Source organism: Histophilus somni (genome assembly GCF_014202395.1).
GTDB classification, from domain to species: Bacteria; Pseudomonadota; Gammaproteobacteria; order Enterobacterales; family Pasteurellaceae; genus Histophilus; species Histophilus somni.
This window is the reverse complement of sequence record NZ_JACHGQ010000003.1, coordinates 89,329-104,649: the sequence shown is the minus strand read 5'-3', so window position 1 is coordinate 104,649 and position 15,321 is coordinate 89,329. Positions and strand designations below refer to the sequence as shown.

Genomic DNA, 15,321 nt, shown 5'->3' with positions numbered 1-15,321 from the left:
AAAAAATTTAAAAATGACACATATTAATGAAAAAATCATAAACCAAAGTGTAAAAATACTAACAATCAATGAAGATGAAAGTGGACAGCGTATTGATAATTTTTTGTTGGCAAAATTGAAAAGCGTACCCAAAAGTTTGATTTATCGAATTTTGCGTAAAGGTGAAGTAAGGGTCAACAAAGGCAGAATTAAACCTGAGTATAAACTACAAAATGGCGATATTGTTAGAATTCCACCGGTTCGTATTGCGGAAAAAGAACATACCCCTATTTCAAAAAAATTGAATAAAGTCGCACAGTTGGAACAACAAATTATCTTTGAAGACAATTATTTATTGGTGTTAAACAAGCCTTCAGGCCTTGCAGTACATGGCGGTAGCGGATTAAATTTTGGAGCAATAGAAGCATTACGTACATTACGCCCTGAAGCACGTTTTTTAGAATTAGTACACCGCTTGGACAGAGATACTTCAGGTATATTGCTTATTGCAAAGAAACGATCTGCTTTACGTAGCCTACATGAGCAACTACGTGAAAAAACCATACAAAAAGAATATCTGGCATTAGTTCGTGGTCATTGGCAATCTCATTGTAAGATGATACAAGCACCATTGTTGAAAAATGAACTTACGAGTGGCGAACGAATTGTAAAAGTAAGTGAACAAGGTAAGCCTTCAGAAACAAAGTTTAGCATTGAAGAACGTTATAATAATGCTACTTTAGTTAAGGCATCTCCTATTACAGGAAGAACTCATCAAATTCGTGTACATACCCAATACGCAGGTCATCCTATCGCACTTGATGATAAATATGGTGATAAAAATTTTAATCAACAAATGACCGCACTTGGCTTAAACCGTTTATTCTTGCATGCTTTTGCTATTTGTTTTGAACATCCTAAAACAGGGGAAAGGCTACGCCTAGTTGCTCCATTAGATCTCGCAATGAAAAATATTTTACAAGTCTTACGAGAAATAAAAAATAAAACTCTTTGACTTATTATTTTTTAAGAGATTTCCAATCAAGATTTCCGTTACTTAAAAATGCTTTTCTTATCAAAATATTAGACTAGAAAAAGTAGTGAGATCTATTTTCAATTCATTTTTAGAAAAAGGGCAATGTGCAAACCAATACAAAAAATACCAAAAGATGACACTTTTTACCCTATTCAAATTAATTAGTTTTCTTCTAATTCACCACAGAAACGATAACCTTCACCATGAACAGTAGTAATAATTTCCGGAGTATCTGCATGATCTTCAAAATGTTTTCGAATACGACGAATTGTTACATCTACTGTACGATCTTGTGGTTTTAATTCCCTTCCCGTCATTTTTCTCAATAGCTCTTCACGAGTTTGAATTTTCCTTGGGTTTTCACAAAAATGCAACATTGCTCGAAATTCGCTACGAGGTAATTTATATTCTTCTCCGTCAGGATTAATTAAAGAACGTGAATTTAAATCTAATGTCCAACCATTGAATCTATACTGTTCTACCTGACTGGTGCCAGATTTAGGTATTTCTTGCATCGTACGCTGTAAAAGATTTCTTGCACGAATAGTCAATTCTCGGGGATTAAACGGTTTAGTAATATAATCATCCGCACCGATTTCCAAACCTAAAATCTTATCTACTTCATTATCTCGACCGGTTAAAAACATTAATGCTGTATTTGTATTTTCACGCAATTCACGTGCCAACATTAAACCATTTTTCCCCGGTAAATTAATATCCATAATAACTAAGTTAATTTCACATGTAGCAAGTATACGATGCATTTGATTACCATCAGCCGCCTCCAGTGTATTATAGCCTTCAGCCTCAAAGATACTTTTTAACATATTTCTAGTAATCACTTCATCTTCAACAATCAAAATTTGCGGTATGTTCATACTTTATTCCTAGAATATAATCCAATTCAGTTCGGGGCTTATTGTATAATTGCAACATTATCGTAACAAGTGAAAAGAGATAATTTTTTCCATACAGCTAGATTTCATGACGTAGATCATAAAACGCTTGTTTTAATCTGATGCCACAGATATTATGTCGCCCTGCATAAATTGAACGATTGAACTATTTAGAAAGGGATCATTTGAATGAAAAAAATTTTAACTATTTTTTATATTTTTTTCACCGCACTTTTTTTTGCATCTCAAACACAAGGAAACATTTTTGGTAAAAAAACACAATTTTTAAAAAGCCATGAAGCATTTCAATTCAGTAGTCAACAAGAAGGAAAAAAACTTGATCTTCATTGGGCTATCGCTGAAAACTATTATCTGTATAAAAAAGAAATCAGCATTGAATTAGTGAATGATGATAACAAAAATCAACGTGTTTCTATTGAGAATCTTCATTTCCCTACCGCTGAGCTACATCAAGATGAATTTTTTGGAGAAACTGAGATTTATCGCCATCAATTAGATCTATCCATCAATCTTCCAACGGATAGTTCTTTTAATAAAGCACTCATTACCTATCAAGGTTGTACCAAAGGACTTTGTTATCCGCCTGAAACTCAAGAAATCTCTATTAACAAAGATCTGTTAAGTGTTGCGGGAAAAACTGCCATGCAACACCCTGAACAAAATCAACTTGCTGCAAACTTATTAAATAACAAATACGCACCATTAGGTTTTTTCTTGTTAGGCTTAGGGCTTGCATTTACTCCTTGCGTCTTACCTATGCTTCCCTTATTGTCAGCGATTATTATCGGTGCAAATCAAAGACCGAATAGTTTACGAGCATTGGGGTTAAGCTTTGCTTATGTACAAGGTATGGCACTCACCTATACATTATTGGGATTAATTGTAGCGGCAATCGGATTACCATTTCAAATAGCACTGCAAAGTCCTTACGTACTGGTCAGCCTATCCGTTATTTTTATTCTATTAGCATTATCCATGTTTGGAGTCTTTACTCTACAACTGCCAAGCTCGCTACAAACTAAACTCACCTTACTCAGCCAACAACAAAAGAGCGGTGCTTTTGGCGGTGTTTTTGTGATGGGAATGATTGCAGGTCTTGTTGCCTCTCCCTGTACTTCCGCGCCATTATCAGGAGCATTACTTTATGTAGCTCAAACCGGCGATCTCACAACGGGTGCATTTACACTCTATTTATTGGCCCTAGGCATGGGCATTCCTCTGATGTTAATTACTTTATTTGGCAACAAAATTCTACCAAAGTCAGGTGTTTGGATGGAAAAGGTCAAAGCTGCTTTCGGTTTCGTCATGTTACTGTTACCTATTTTCCTACTTTCTCGTGTTTTACCTGAATATAGTGATTATTTATGGGCAAGCTGGTTGTTTGCTTTCATTGTCTGGTTTTTTATTCAATTAAGAAAAAACTGGTTAGGTTGGATTATCGCCTTTGTTTTTACCGCACTATTCTTGCTCAATTCAAATTGGAATCACGAACAAAACGCAGTTCAACAACACCCCTCTCATTCTCAATTCCAACGCATTCAAAATTATGCAGAATTGCAACACGTTCTTGCTAATAATCCAAAATCGGTTGCCATGTTGGATCTTTATGCTGATTGGTGCGTTGCCTGCAAAGAGTTTGAAAAATATACGTTCAGTGCTTCAAATGTACAGCCTTTATTTGAGCATATCTTACTGTTACAAGTAAATATGACCAAAAACAGTCCGGACAATACTGAACTCATGAAGCAACTGACTGTTTTAGGATTGCCGACTATCATTTTCTTTGATCAATCAGGAAAGGAAATAGAACAAGCTCGTATAACAGGTTTTATGAACAATAATGAATTTGAACAATGGCTTAAAAGTAATGTGTTGCCATAACCTATAAATCAAATAAGAAATGACCGCACTTCAACACATAAGTGCGGTCATTTTTTAACGATTTAATTATCAATTATAAGTCATCAATAACAATATAAATTTTATGTACCGGTCCATGTACACCAACGACTTTAATTAACTCAATATCTGCTGTAGCACTCGGTCCCGAAATAATATTTATACAAGAAGGCATCCTTTCTCCTCGTTGTGCCTTTTCATGTAAAATCTTAGCCAATTGTGCAACTCGTGGTAAAACGGTGCTTTTACGTAAAACCACAATGGATTTTTCCGGTAATAAACTCACTGAACGGCCAAAATCTTTATCCGAAAATAAAACAATGCCACCGGATTCTGCCAACTCATACTCACCATACACAATACCAATATTAGCTTTCTCCGCTTGGGCAAAATTTTCTTCCGTTTGATTTAAATCCCAAATATAACTATCGTATTTTTCTTGGACAGATTGCAAAATACCCAAATCAGCTAATCTTTTGTCATTATTTAAAATAACACTACCGCCACCATATTTCTCGCAAACTTCCAGTAAAGTGCGGTTTAGTTCAGCTTCACTTGTTTCAATAACATCCGCCATCATCACTTTAGCAAAACGCACAAACTCATCAACTAAGTCGGTTTTGCTCAACTCAGTTAAACGCGTTGTCGGATAATTATTGACCAACTCAGGCATAGGCTCAGGAATGAATTGACGAGGTCTGCCCATTTTGGTAGCTAATTTATTTAAAAAGTTATCACGATTTTGTAAATCCATTAATTTTTACCTCTATTTTGGAACCATTGACGGAAACTCTCGCCATCTGGTGTTGGTAAATCACGAGCTTTAGTCCACTCTGCCAACGCTCCAACCTCAATTGGTGCTTTACCGTTTTTAATCACTTTAGCCGCCACTTTAGCACCAATTTTTACACCTATTTTCCATAACGTCGGATTTGAGTTTGCTAAAGTAAAGCCAAAAATAGACAACCGTTCTAACATTGGTGTCATACCAGCTTGTGCAATGTGTTCACGATGTTTTGAGATGAGTTGTGCCAATGGAATTTTAACCGGACAAACTGAGTTACAGGCAGTACAAAGAGAACAAGCATAAGGTAATTCTTTAAATTCTTCATAACCTCCCAATAAAGGAGATATTACCGATCCAATTGGACCCGGATAAATAGAACCATAACCATGTCCCCCAATTTGACGATATGCAGGACAAGTGTTTAAGCAAGCACCACAACGAATACAACGTAATACTTCCTTAAATTCACTTTCCAAAATAGATGAACGACCATTGTCCACAATAACCAAATGAAAATCTTCTGGACCATCGGTTTCGCCTTCAAGACGAGGACCTGTCAACCATGTATTATAAGCCGTTAATTTTGCACCTACCGCACTACGAGCAAGCATGGTGATTAATACATCTACTTCTTGGAAGGTTGGTGCTAAACGCTCCATACCCATTACTGCAATATGGGTTTTCGGTACTGTTGTAGCTAAACGCAGATTTCCTTCATTAGTAACCAAACATACCGAGCCTGTTTCAGCAACAGCAAAATTACAACCGGAAATACCAATATCAGCTTCAAGGAAATCTTTACGCAATGTTTTACGCACAAAAGCATTCATTTCTTCCGGTTGTTCCGTTCCTTTATAACCTAAGGCATCATGTAATTCTTGGCGAATTCTATGACGATCTTTATGAATAGCAGGTACAACAATATGAGAAGGTTTATCTCCAACAATTTGTAATAAATATTCGCCTAAATCAGTTTCAACGACTTTCATGCCTTCCTTTTCAAGCACTTCATTTAAACCAATTTCTTCAGTTACCATTGATTTTGATTTAACAATTGTTTTAGCATTTTTTTCTAACGCAACTTGACGAATATATTGAGTAGCCTCTTCAGCGGTTTCAGCAAAGTAAACTTTTCCACCATTTTGCTGAACTTTCTCGCTCAATTGATATAAGTAAGCATCTAAATTTGCTAAAACATGATTACGAATTTGTTTGGCTAAATCACGCCATTCTTCCCAATGCCCCAATTCATCAACCATTTTTTGACGGTTAGCACCGATAGTTTCTTGAGCTTTAACTACCGCTTTACGCATCATTTCATTATGGATTTGATTGTCCACACGCTGTTTAAATGCAAGATTACTGGTTTTTAGTGACATCTTATTTATCCTCCTGCATTAATACTTCAGCAATGTGCATGACTTTAATCTTTTTGCCTTCTCGGTTCAATCTTCCACCAATATTAATTAAGCAACTCACATCAGCACCAATTAAATACTCAGGTTCAACTTCTGTAATATGCTCAACTTTTTCAGTGACCATTTCTCCGGAGATTTCTGCCATTTTTACCGAAAATGTACCACCGAATCCGCAGCAAGTTTGCTGGTTAGTAATAGGTAAAAGCTCCAATCCTTTTACATTTTGTAAAAGTGTTAAAGGTTCATTCACAATACCCAATTTACGAGATAAGCTACAAGATGGATGATAAACAGCCTTACCTGTTAATTTTGCACCAACATTAGTTACTTTTAATTTATTTACAATAAAATCAGTAAGATCATGAAACCGATCAGCAACCTTTTGAGCTCTTTCTGCCCATTCAGTTTCACCGAAACGAGAAAATTGCTCAGGATAAGTTTTAATTGCGTAAACACAAGATCCTGCCGGTGCAACAATTGGATAATCATTTACCTCAAAAGTTGATACTAAATTCTTCATTCCTTCCAATGCTTGCTTTGTATAGCCACTATTCATTGCAGGCTGACCACAACATCCTTGCTTTTCCAAGAAGATAATCTTGCAACCTAGTTTCTCTAACAACAATACTGTATTTTTTGCCACGCCTGCCTTCACCACATCAGCAATACAAGTGACATAAAAATTGACATTCATAAGAACTCCAATATTTCAATTTAAAATAAATAAAAGTAAGCAGCATCAAAGAATACTGCTTACCAAAAGTATACATTATTTAGAAAAAAATCGGGATAACAAACAATGCAACCAGTGCGGCAATAATACCATATATTACCATTGGAATAACTGTTTTCTTAATAATTGCCCCTTCTTGGTTTTGGATATTCAATACTGAATTTACTGCAACAATATTATTAATACATACCATGTTACCCATTGCACCACCGACAGATTGTAACGCAAGAATTAATGAAGTTGATAAGCCGGTTAACTCTGCAGTTGATAACTGAACACTACCAAATGTCAGGTTAGATACTGTATTGGATCCAGAGAAAAATGCTCCGACAGCACCTAAATAAGCAGAGAAGACAGTCCAATACTCTCCTGTTGCAGCAGCGAAACTCTTACCGATAATTTTCACCATTGAACCATCTCCACCCACTAACATTAAATTCACCATAATCAATGCTCCGACAAGTGCAAAGAATGGATTTTTAGTTTGTTGGAAGCTGGTAACGAAAATATCTTTTGTATTTGCTGCCGATACTTTAAATACCGGAATAGCAATTAATACTGTTACAACAAATGGAATCAGTGCCGGCACATACAATAATTTATAGCTGGAATTAATTGATGTACCAAAAATGTCTTTCAGGCTGAAAATTAAACCATGGCTGATTTCAAAACGCCCTAACGAACCCAATTGAACTGCAAACCAAGTTGTCGCATCGTTCATCATCGCTTTGAACGGTAACTGTTGGAGGCGAGTGATAATCAAAATAGCAATTAAAAGTGCGGTAGGAAATAATGCTTTCACTACGTCATTAAAAGGAACCGCAGCTTCAATATTATTTTCAACCTTAGCCAAGCCAATACCTTTATTAGCAAGTAGAATTGAAATAAGTAACCCTATTGCACCACCAACTAATGACGGGAATTCATAGTTTACTTGTGCCAATAAAATATATGGAATAACACAAGCAAATACACTTAAATAAACATAGATAATATTTCGACGAATTTCTTTGACACTTACAACGAAACTTAAGGCAATTAAAGGAATCACCAATGCAGCGAAAGCGTGAATTAATGCTGTCATAGCACCGATTTCCAAAATTTGACCGTCGCCCAAATGAAGAGGACCAAAACCAAACCAAGTTGGTGTACCTACCGCACCGAATGATACAGGCACAGAGTTCATAATAAGTGTCAAAACAGCTACTTTAATCGCAGGGAAACCTAGACCGACAAGAATAGGTGCGGCAATCGCCGCCGGCGTTCCAAAACCACTAGCCCCTTCAATCATAAAAGCAAACGCCCAACCGATGATCATCAATTGTGCCACCGGATTTGGGTTAATAGTACCAAGCCATTTACGTAATATATTCGTCGCACCTGATACTTCAGAGAAACGATTGAATAAAATAGCACCTAAAATAACAGTGATAGGTGTTTGAACTGCTACAAGTGCAGATGCAATATTTGCACTCACAATCTTAATATCTGTACCGAAGAAAACTAACTGAATAATTAATACAACAGCGGCAATCCAAGGTAATGCCAAATAAGAAGGTAATGCGTTACGTTTTACCATTAAATAAATTAATAAAACGATAGGAAAGATACTCAAAAAGAGGGCCATAAAACTTACTCCAGTAAATAAATTATAAGATATAATTGCAACGATATATGCGATGTGAATTGTAAACAAAAATAGAAGAAAAAATAAACCTAATGTTACAAAAATATGACAAAAATCACACTTTTGTTAATTTTTTGTTTAATTTTTATGTAACGTTTTTTATTTAAACCTTGTATATACCTCTTAATGATTAGCTATTTTACATACTGCATACGAAATATTAAACCTGTCGTTGTGTGTATCACTACTCTGCTTAACTAACAGTCTTAACCATTTCTTCAATTTCCATTGTTCAAATACCATTGAACGGTTTTACGTAGGCCGGCGGTAAAATCTTGTAAAGGTGTCCAGCCCAAAGACGTTTGGATTTTGTAAGCATCAATGGCATAACGCTTATCATGACCAAGACGATCCTCGACATGAATAATCAACTCATGATATTGCTTTATTCCTTTAGGTTTATTTGGTACTAACTGTTCTAATAAATCGCAAATTGTCTGCACCACTTCTAGATTGGTTTTTGCACAATTTGCACTGATATTATAACTCTCTCCGATTTTTCCTTTTTGTAATACTTTATATAAAGCCCGTACATGATCTTCTACAAATAACCAATCCCGAATTTGCAAACCATCTCCATAAATAGGCAAAGGTTTCCCTTGCACTGCATTTAAAATCATACGTGGAATTAATTTTTCCGAATGTTGGAAAGGTCCATAATTATTAGCACAATGCGTAATTAGAATAGGTAAACCGTAGGTACGATACCATGCTCTTACTAAATGATCCGAAGCTGCTTTCGAAGCCGAATATGGACTGCTTGGTTGATAAGGGCTACTTTCAGTAGAAGCCTGTTCAGAGTCAATTAAATCACCATAAACTTCATCCGTAGAAATATGTTGAAAAACGAACCGCTCTTTTTTATTTGCAGGCAATTTAAGCCAATAATGACGAGTAACCTCAAGCAAAGCAAATGTCCCTACAATATTGGTTTGAATAAATTCAGTACTTGCTGCAATTGAGCGATCTACATGACTTTCTGCCGCCAAATGAATTACTGCATCAGGCTGATATTGCTCAAATATTTGAGTTATCACAGGTTGATCAACAATATCAGCTTGCTCAAAAAAATAACGTGGATTGAGCACCGCACTTTGTAAGCTATCAAGGTTGGCTGCATAGGTTAATTTATCCACATTAATGATAGTATGTTCAGTTTCAGTCAGTAGATAACGAATAAGTGCAGAGCCGATAAATCCGGCTCCCCCTGTAATGAGAATGTTCATGTCTTCCAAATATAAATCAAAGTTTGAAAATTGCTAACACAGCACAATTTTAGCATAGCGAATAATCGACACATCTCGCTGATTTTTATCCTTAAAAATATAACCTCTAATATTGATTTTGAATTAATTTTTCTGCAATTTGCAGATCCAGCGTATTGTCAATATCAACAGAGCAATGAGTTGGCATAAAATAGAATTTTATTGGAGGAATAAAAAAATATTTGTTCTTTAATAGTGCTTCAATATCATTAATATAGATAGCGCCATTTGCTCGATATGCTTTAGGTAATTGCTGACGAGGTGCTTCAAAATCACTGATTTCTCTATGTGGAATAATCTCATTATTTTCCATAATGAAAGATTTATAAGGATGATGTTCACATTCACAAGCTGATATAACTGATTTACACCCTCCTGAAAAAATTTCCATTGCATTCCTAATATCTATTCCGCTTCTTAAAGGAGAGGTAGGTTGAAGATGAGTAACACTTCCTTTTTCAATCTTTAATTCATTCAAATAATGTAAAATAACATCTATCGTTCTCGTATCACTTTGTGCCAGCTCAGAAGGACGTAAAAATGTTTTCGCACCATACCTTTCAGCCTCATTGAGAATATTCTCACCATCAGAATTAACAACAATTTGATCAAACACACCAGATTCTTGTGCCGCTAAAATAGCTCTACCGACCAATGAAATACCGCCTACCAATTGGAGATTTTTGTCCTTAATACCTTTGGAACCTGCCCTAGCGGGAATAATTGCAATTCTTGCCATAGATTATCCTTTTTAATAAAAAATATAGTATAACTTCAGTCAAATACTAATCTTTTTAGTCAGTAAATACAATTTTTCAATCCGATAAATTTTTCAATATTAACTAAATAAAAATAATATCCCTTTAATAGAATAAATTCTTTTCGTCTTTCTCATTAATAGAGTATAATCCCGAAGTTTTTATTTTTTCATTCATATTTAGAGGAATAAATGGCTAAAGAAGATTGCATTGAAATGCAGGGAACAATTTTAGAAACCTTGCCAAATACGATGTTTCGTGTGGAATTAGAAAACGGTCATGTCGTAACTGCACATATTTCAGGAAAGATGCGTAAAAACTATATTCGTATTTTAACAGGAGATAAAGTAACGGTTGAAATGACACCTTATGATTTGAGTAAAGGTCGTATTATTTTCCGCAGTCGTTAATAAAATTTTTATTAATTATTTGCTTTATCAGAAAGAAGGGGCTGTAATAGCCCCTTTGCTTTTATCTCTTTCTTTCTCTACGTTCTTTACGCTGTTCAGAAAAAGAGCGGTTACTTTTTTCATTAAATTTACGTCCACCACGAAACTCACGTTCATAACGCCCTTTTCGTTTACCACCTGAGCCGGCTTCAAACTCTTCCTCAGAATTGACCGCACTTACGAAAGACATACGCATCTGTTTATTTAATACACGCGTTTTAGCAAATACTTGTAACAATTCTTTTGGCATGCCCTGTGGCAATTCAATCGTTGAATAAGTGTCATAAAGTTTAATATGTCCAATATAACGACTTTGAATATCCCCTTCATTTGCAATTGCACCTACAATATGACGAACCTCGACACCATCACATCTACCGACTTCAATACGATATAAATCCATTGGTTGCGGAATACCATACCCATGACGCTCAGAACGTGGATTTTCTTTACCTCGACGCTCCCCTCTCTCTCTACGATCATTACGTCGTGAATGTTTTTCAAACACCGGATCTTCAGGAAGAATAAGTTTTTGTTTGCCTTGTAATAACATCAACATAGCTGCGGCAATGTCTTCCTGATCCTGATCTGCCGTAAATAAATCTTCCAATAAGCTACGATATTGTTCTAGATCATGATGTTCTAATTGCTTAGTGATTTTAGCCACGAAGTTTTTACGGCGACATTCTTGTAAAGCAAGATGATTAGGCATTTCCACTTCTTCAATTGCTTTTTTCATTAAGCGTTCAATATTCCCCAATAAACGACGCTCTTTAGGCTCAACAAACAAAATCGCACGGCCCGCACGACCTGCTCGGCCTGTACGCCCAATACGGTGAACATAACTTTCCGCATCCAGCGGAATATCATAATTAACAACTAAACTAATACGTTCAACATCTAAACCACGAGCCGCAACATCAGTCGCCACTAAAATATCAAGACTTCCATTGCGAAGACGATCTAATGTTTGCTCACGTAATTGCTGTGTCATGTCTCCATTTAATGCAGCTGCACGAAACCCGTGTTTTTCCAATAATTCAGTGACATCTAATGTAGCTGTTTTAGTTCGAGTAAAAATAATTGCAGCATCAAAATCTTCCACTTCTAAGAAACGCAACAATGCTTCATTTTTACGAAAACCGCGAACATACCAACAGCTTTGCGTAATATCCGGTGCAGTACGTTGTGTTGACTGAATTTTTACTTCTTGCGGACTGTGCATAAAGCGTTTTGTAATTCGTTTAATTGGAGCAGGCATCGTTGCAGAGAAAAGTGCGGTCTGGTGTTGCTCTGGAAGCTCCGCCATGACGGTTTCAACATCATCAATAAATCCCATGCGTAGCATTTCATCCGCTTCATCTAATACAATAGACTGTAAATTTGACAGATCCAATGTACCACGACGAATATGATCTAAAATACGCCCCGGTGTTCCGACGACCACTTGAGCACCTTGTTTTAAAGCTCTTAATTGAATATCGTAACGTTGTCCGCCGTACAGAGTAACAATACGCATCCCCTTAGAAAACTTCACAAACTGTTCACAAGCATCAGCAACTTGAATAGCCAACTCACGGGTTGGTGCCATTACTAACATTTGTGGATATTTTTCATTAGTATCAATTTTCGCCAATAATGGCAAAGAAAATGCCGCTGTTTTTCCACTACCGGTTTGTGCCATGCCAAGCACATCATGCCCATTTAATAGATGCGGGATACAAGCCTGTTGAATTGGGGAAGGAGTTGAAAAGCCCATTTCGGACACTGCATTAAGGATGAATTCAGGTAACCCTAAATCATTAAAAGTAATTGTTGTTTCAGTCATTAAAAATACTCGAATGTAAAAAGGAAAGCTCAATATGCTTTTGCCTTAGGTTAATTAATCGTTGTAAAGCTCGTTTCACAACACGGAATCCATGTTTGAGTTCATTCATCATGGATTATTTACTTGTCAATCAATTTTACAAGTTCGGCAAAACGATACCCAACGGAAATATATGCCTAATTAAAAACAACAAGCTTTATTTGCTTGCTTATATTGAGTCTTGTTTTGCTGGATAAATGGCTTCATTCAAAATTTCAATATTGTTCAAATAACAATGAAGATAAACAAAAAGATTATTGATTAAATTTCAATGGATAGCACATTTAAAACACTATATTGATGAAAGTAATCAGATACAGTACAGGGCAAATATAATTTGCCCTTCAAGTTACTCTATCAAATTTACTCTTGAACCGGAGAACCCTCTTCCGATTGCAGAAGATTTTCTTCATTCTTAGTTTGGTCTTTCGCCAACTCTTTCATAGTTAAACGGATGCGACCTTGACGATCAATTTCCAAAACTTTAACTATTACTTCTTGACCAATTGTAAGATAATCGCTCACTTTCTCAACACGCTCTTCCGCAATTTGAGAAATATGCACCAGACCTTCTTTGTTACCTACTAAAGCAACAAAGGCACCAAAGTCCGCAAGACGAGTTACTTTACCTTTATAAACAACGCCCGCCTCAACTTCTGCTGTAATATCTTCAATGCGAGACATCACCTCCTGAACGGCGTTTTTATCTACAGCGGCAATTTTTACTGTACCGTCGTCATCAATATCAATAGATGTACCTGTCTCTTCAGTCAAAGAACGAACTGTCGCACCGCCCTTACCGATTACATCTTTGATTTTCTTCGGATCAATTTTCATTGTATAAATGCGTGGTGCAAAATCAGAAATATCTGCTCTTGGTGCTGGGATTGCTTGCTCCATTACGCCTAAAATGTGCATACGTGCACTTTTAGCTTGGTTCAAAGCTATTTGCATAATTTCTGCAGTAATGCCTTCAATTTTAATATCCATTTGAAGTGCGGTTACACCTTCACGAGTTCCTGCAACTTTAAAGTCCATATCACCTAAATGATCTTCATCGCCTAAAATATCGGACAGTACGACAAAATTATCTTCTTCTTTCACCAATCCCATTGCAATACCTGCAACCGCCGCTTTAATCGGTACGCCCGCATCCATTAATGCAAGAGAGGCTCCACATACCGATGCCATTGAAGAAGAACCGTTAGATTCAGTAATTTCAGAAACAACACGTACTACATAAGGGAATTCAGACAAGCTAGGCATCACTGCCGCAACACCACGTTTAGCAAGACGACCATGTCCAATTTCACGACGTTTTGGCGAACCAATCATCCCTGTTTCGCCCACAGAATATGGAGGGAAATTATAATGGAATAAGAAGTGATCAGTCTTTTCACCGGTTAATTCATCAATAATTTGTGCATCACGCTCAGTACCAAGTGTCGCTACGGCTAACGCTTGAGTTTCACCTCGAGTAAAAATCGCAGAACCATGGGTGCGAGGTAACACGCCGGTACAAATATCCAATGCACGTACAGTATCCACTGTACGACCGTCGATTCGAGGCTCACCACTTAAAATGCGACCACGTACGATCTGACTTTCAAGTGCGGTGAAAATATCAATAATTTTTCCTTCGCTAATTGTTTCATCTTCTGCCGTAACTTGCGTAATTACATCCGCTTTAATCAAATCAATTTGTTCATAACGAGCTTGTTTTTCAGTAATACGATAAGCATCACCTAAACGATTCTCAGCAATAGATTTTACTTTTTCAATCAATATGGTGTTTGCTTCCGGTGCAGTCCAATCCCAACGAGGTTTACCTGCTTCGGCGGCAAACTCTTTAATTGCCTCAATAACAATTTGTTGTTGCTGATGACCAAAAACAACTGCCGCCAACATTTGCTCTTCAGTTAAAATGTCCGCTTCGGATTCAACCATCAATACAGCTTTGTCAGTACCAGCAACGACAAGATCCAAACGACTTTGCTTTTGCTCATTCATGGTTGGATTTAACACAAATTGCTCATTAATAAAACCAACTCGAGCCGCACCGATAGGACCGTTAAATGGCACACCTGACAATGAAAGAGCTGCTGATGCACCAATCATTGCCACTAAATCCGGACTAATTTGCGGATTAACAGAAACTACCGTAGCAATGATTTGAATTTCATTGAAAAATCCCTCCGGAAAGAGCGGACGAATTGGACGATCGATTAAACGAGCAATTAATGTTTCACCTTCGGATGGACGACCTTCTCGCTTAAAAAAACCACCAGGAATACGACCTGCAGCATAAGTACGCTCTTGATAATTAACGGTTAACGGGAAAAAGTCTTGACCTTCTTTCACATCTTTTTTAGCAACAACGGTTACAAAAACAGAGGTATCATCCATACTCGCCATGACAGCAGCTGTAGCTTGACGAGCAATCGCACCTGTTTCCAATGTTACAGTGTGCTGACCATATTTAAATTGTTTTACAATTGGATTCACAATATTTTCCTTATAAATTAG

General features: G+C 36.6%; 12 protein-coding genes. 3 read left to right on the top strand and 9 right to left on the bottom strand.

Annotation, left to right across the window (positions count from 1 at the left end):
- Positions 1-13 precede the first annotated feature (13 nt).
- A complete protein-coding gene (rluC, locus tag HNR69_RS02785) occupies positions 14-994 on the top strand; it encodes a 23S rRNA pseudouridine(955/2504/2580) synthase RluC (RefSeq protein WP_075293769.1) in 981 nt (326 codons plus the stop codon).
- Positions 995-1,176: 182 nt separating this feature from the next.
- On the opposite strand, the gene arcA is transcribed toward rluC, so the two are convergent.
- Entirely contained in the window at positions 1,177-1,893 is a 717-nt protein-coding gene (arcA, locus tag HNR69_RS02780) for a two-component system response regulator ArcA (protein ID WP_011608868.1), read from the bottom strand.
- Between the two features lie 207 nt (positions 1,894-2,100).
- Here arcA and HNR69_RS02775 point away from each other — a divergent pair, with 207 nt between their 5' ends.
- Entirely contained in the window at positions 2,101-3,813 is a 1,713-nt protein-coding gene (locus tag HNR69_RS02775) for a protein-disulfide reductase DsbD (RefSeq protein ID WP_075293768.1), read from the top strand.
- Positions 3,814-3,886: 73 nt separating this feature from the next.
- Here the strand turns inward: HNR69_RS02775 and HNR69_RS02770 are convergent, their stop codons facing one another.
- The 6 genes from HNR69_RS02770 to HNR69_RS02745 form a co-directional block, all read right to left on the bottom strand.
- On the bottom strand, positions 3,887-4,585 hold the full coding sequence (locus tag HNR69_RS02770) for a LutC/YkgG family protein (RefSeq protein ID WP_183405639.1): 699 nt from the start codon (positions 4,583-4,585) through the stop codon (positions 3,887-3,889).
- Positions 4,585-5,997, bottom strand: a complete 1,413-nt coding sequence (locus HNR69_RS02765; protein WP_075293767.1) for a LutB/LldF family L-lactate oxidation iron-sulfur protein — start codon at positions 5,995-5,997, stop codon at positions 4,585-4,587. Before HNR69_RS02765 ends, HNR69_RS02770 begins: the two co-directional genes overlap by 1 nt.
- 1 nt (position 5,998) lies before the next feature.
- Entirely contained in the window at positions 5,999-6,730 is a 732-nt protein-coding gene (locus tag HNR69_RS02760; RefSeq protein ID WP_011608864.1) for a (Fe-S)-binding protein, read from the bottom strand.
- A gap of 79 nt (positions 6,731-6,809) precedes the next feature.
- Entirely contained in the window at positions 6,810-8,396 is a 1,587-nt protein-coding gene (locus HNR69_RS02755; protein WP_012340299.1) for an L-lactate permease, read from the bottom strand.
- Positions 8,397-8,674: 278 nt separating this feature from the next.
- Complete coding sequence (gene rfbB, locus HNR69_RS02750; protein ID WP_075293766.1) at positions 8,675-9,682, bottom strand: dTDP-glucose 4,6-dehydratase; 1,008 nt, start codon at positions 9,680-9,682, stop codon at positions 8,675-8,677.
- Positions 9,683-9,788: 106 nt separating this feature from the next.
- Positions 9,789-10,460: an acylneuraminate cytidylyltransferase family protein gene (locus tag HNR69_RS02745; protein WP_075293765.1), complete on the bottom strand. Its 672-nt coding sequence runs from the start codon at positions 10,458-10,460 to the stop codon at positions 9,789-9,791.
- Between the two features lie 210 nt (positions 10,461-10,670).
- On the opposite strand from HNR69_RS02745, the gene infA reads away from it, so the two are divergent.
- Entirely contained in the window at positions 10,671-10,889 is a 219-nt protein-coding gene (gene infA / locus HNR69_RS02740; RefSeq protein WP_005627617.1) for a translation initiation factor IF-1, read from the top strand.
- A 61-nt stretch (positions 10,890-10,950) separates the two neighbouring features.
- On the opposite strand, the gene HNR69_RS02735 is transcribed toward infA, so the two are convergent.
- Positions 10,951-12,756: a DEAD/DEAH box helicase gene (locus HNR69_RS02735; RefSeq protein WP_075293764.1), complete on the bottom strand. Its 1,806-nt coding sequence runs from the start codon at positions 12,754-12,756 to the stop codon at positions 10,951-10,953.
- A 402-nt stretch (positions 12,757-13,158) separates the two neighbouring features.
- A complete protein-coding gene (gene pnp / locus HNR69_RS02730) occupies positions 13,159-15,300 on the bottom strand; it encodes a polyribonucleotide nucleotidyltransferase (protein ID WP_135026454.1) in 2,142 nt (713 codons plus the stop codon).
- Between the last annotated feature and the right edge of the window lie 21 nt (positions 15,301-15,321).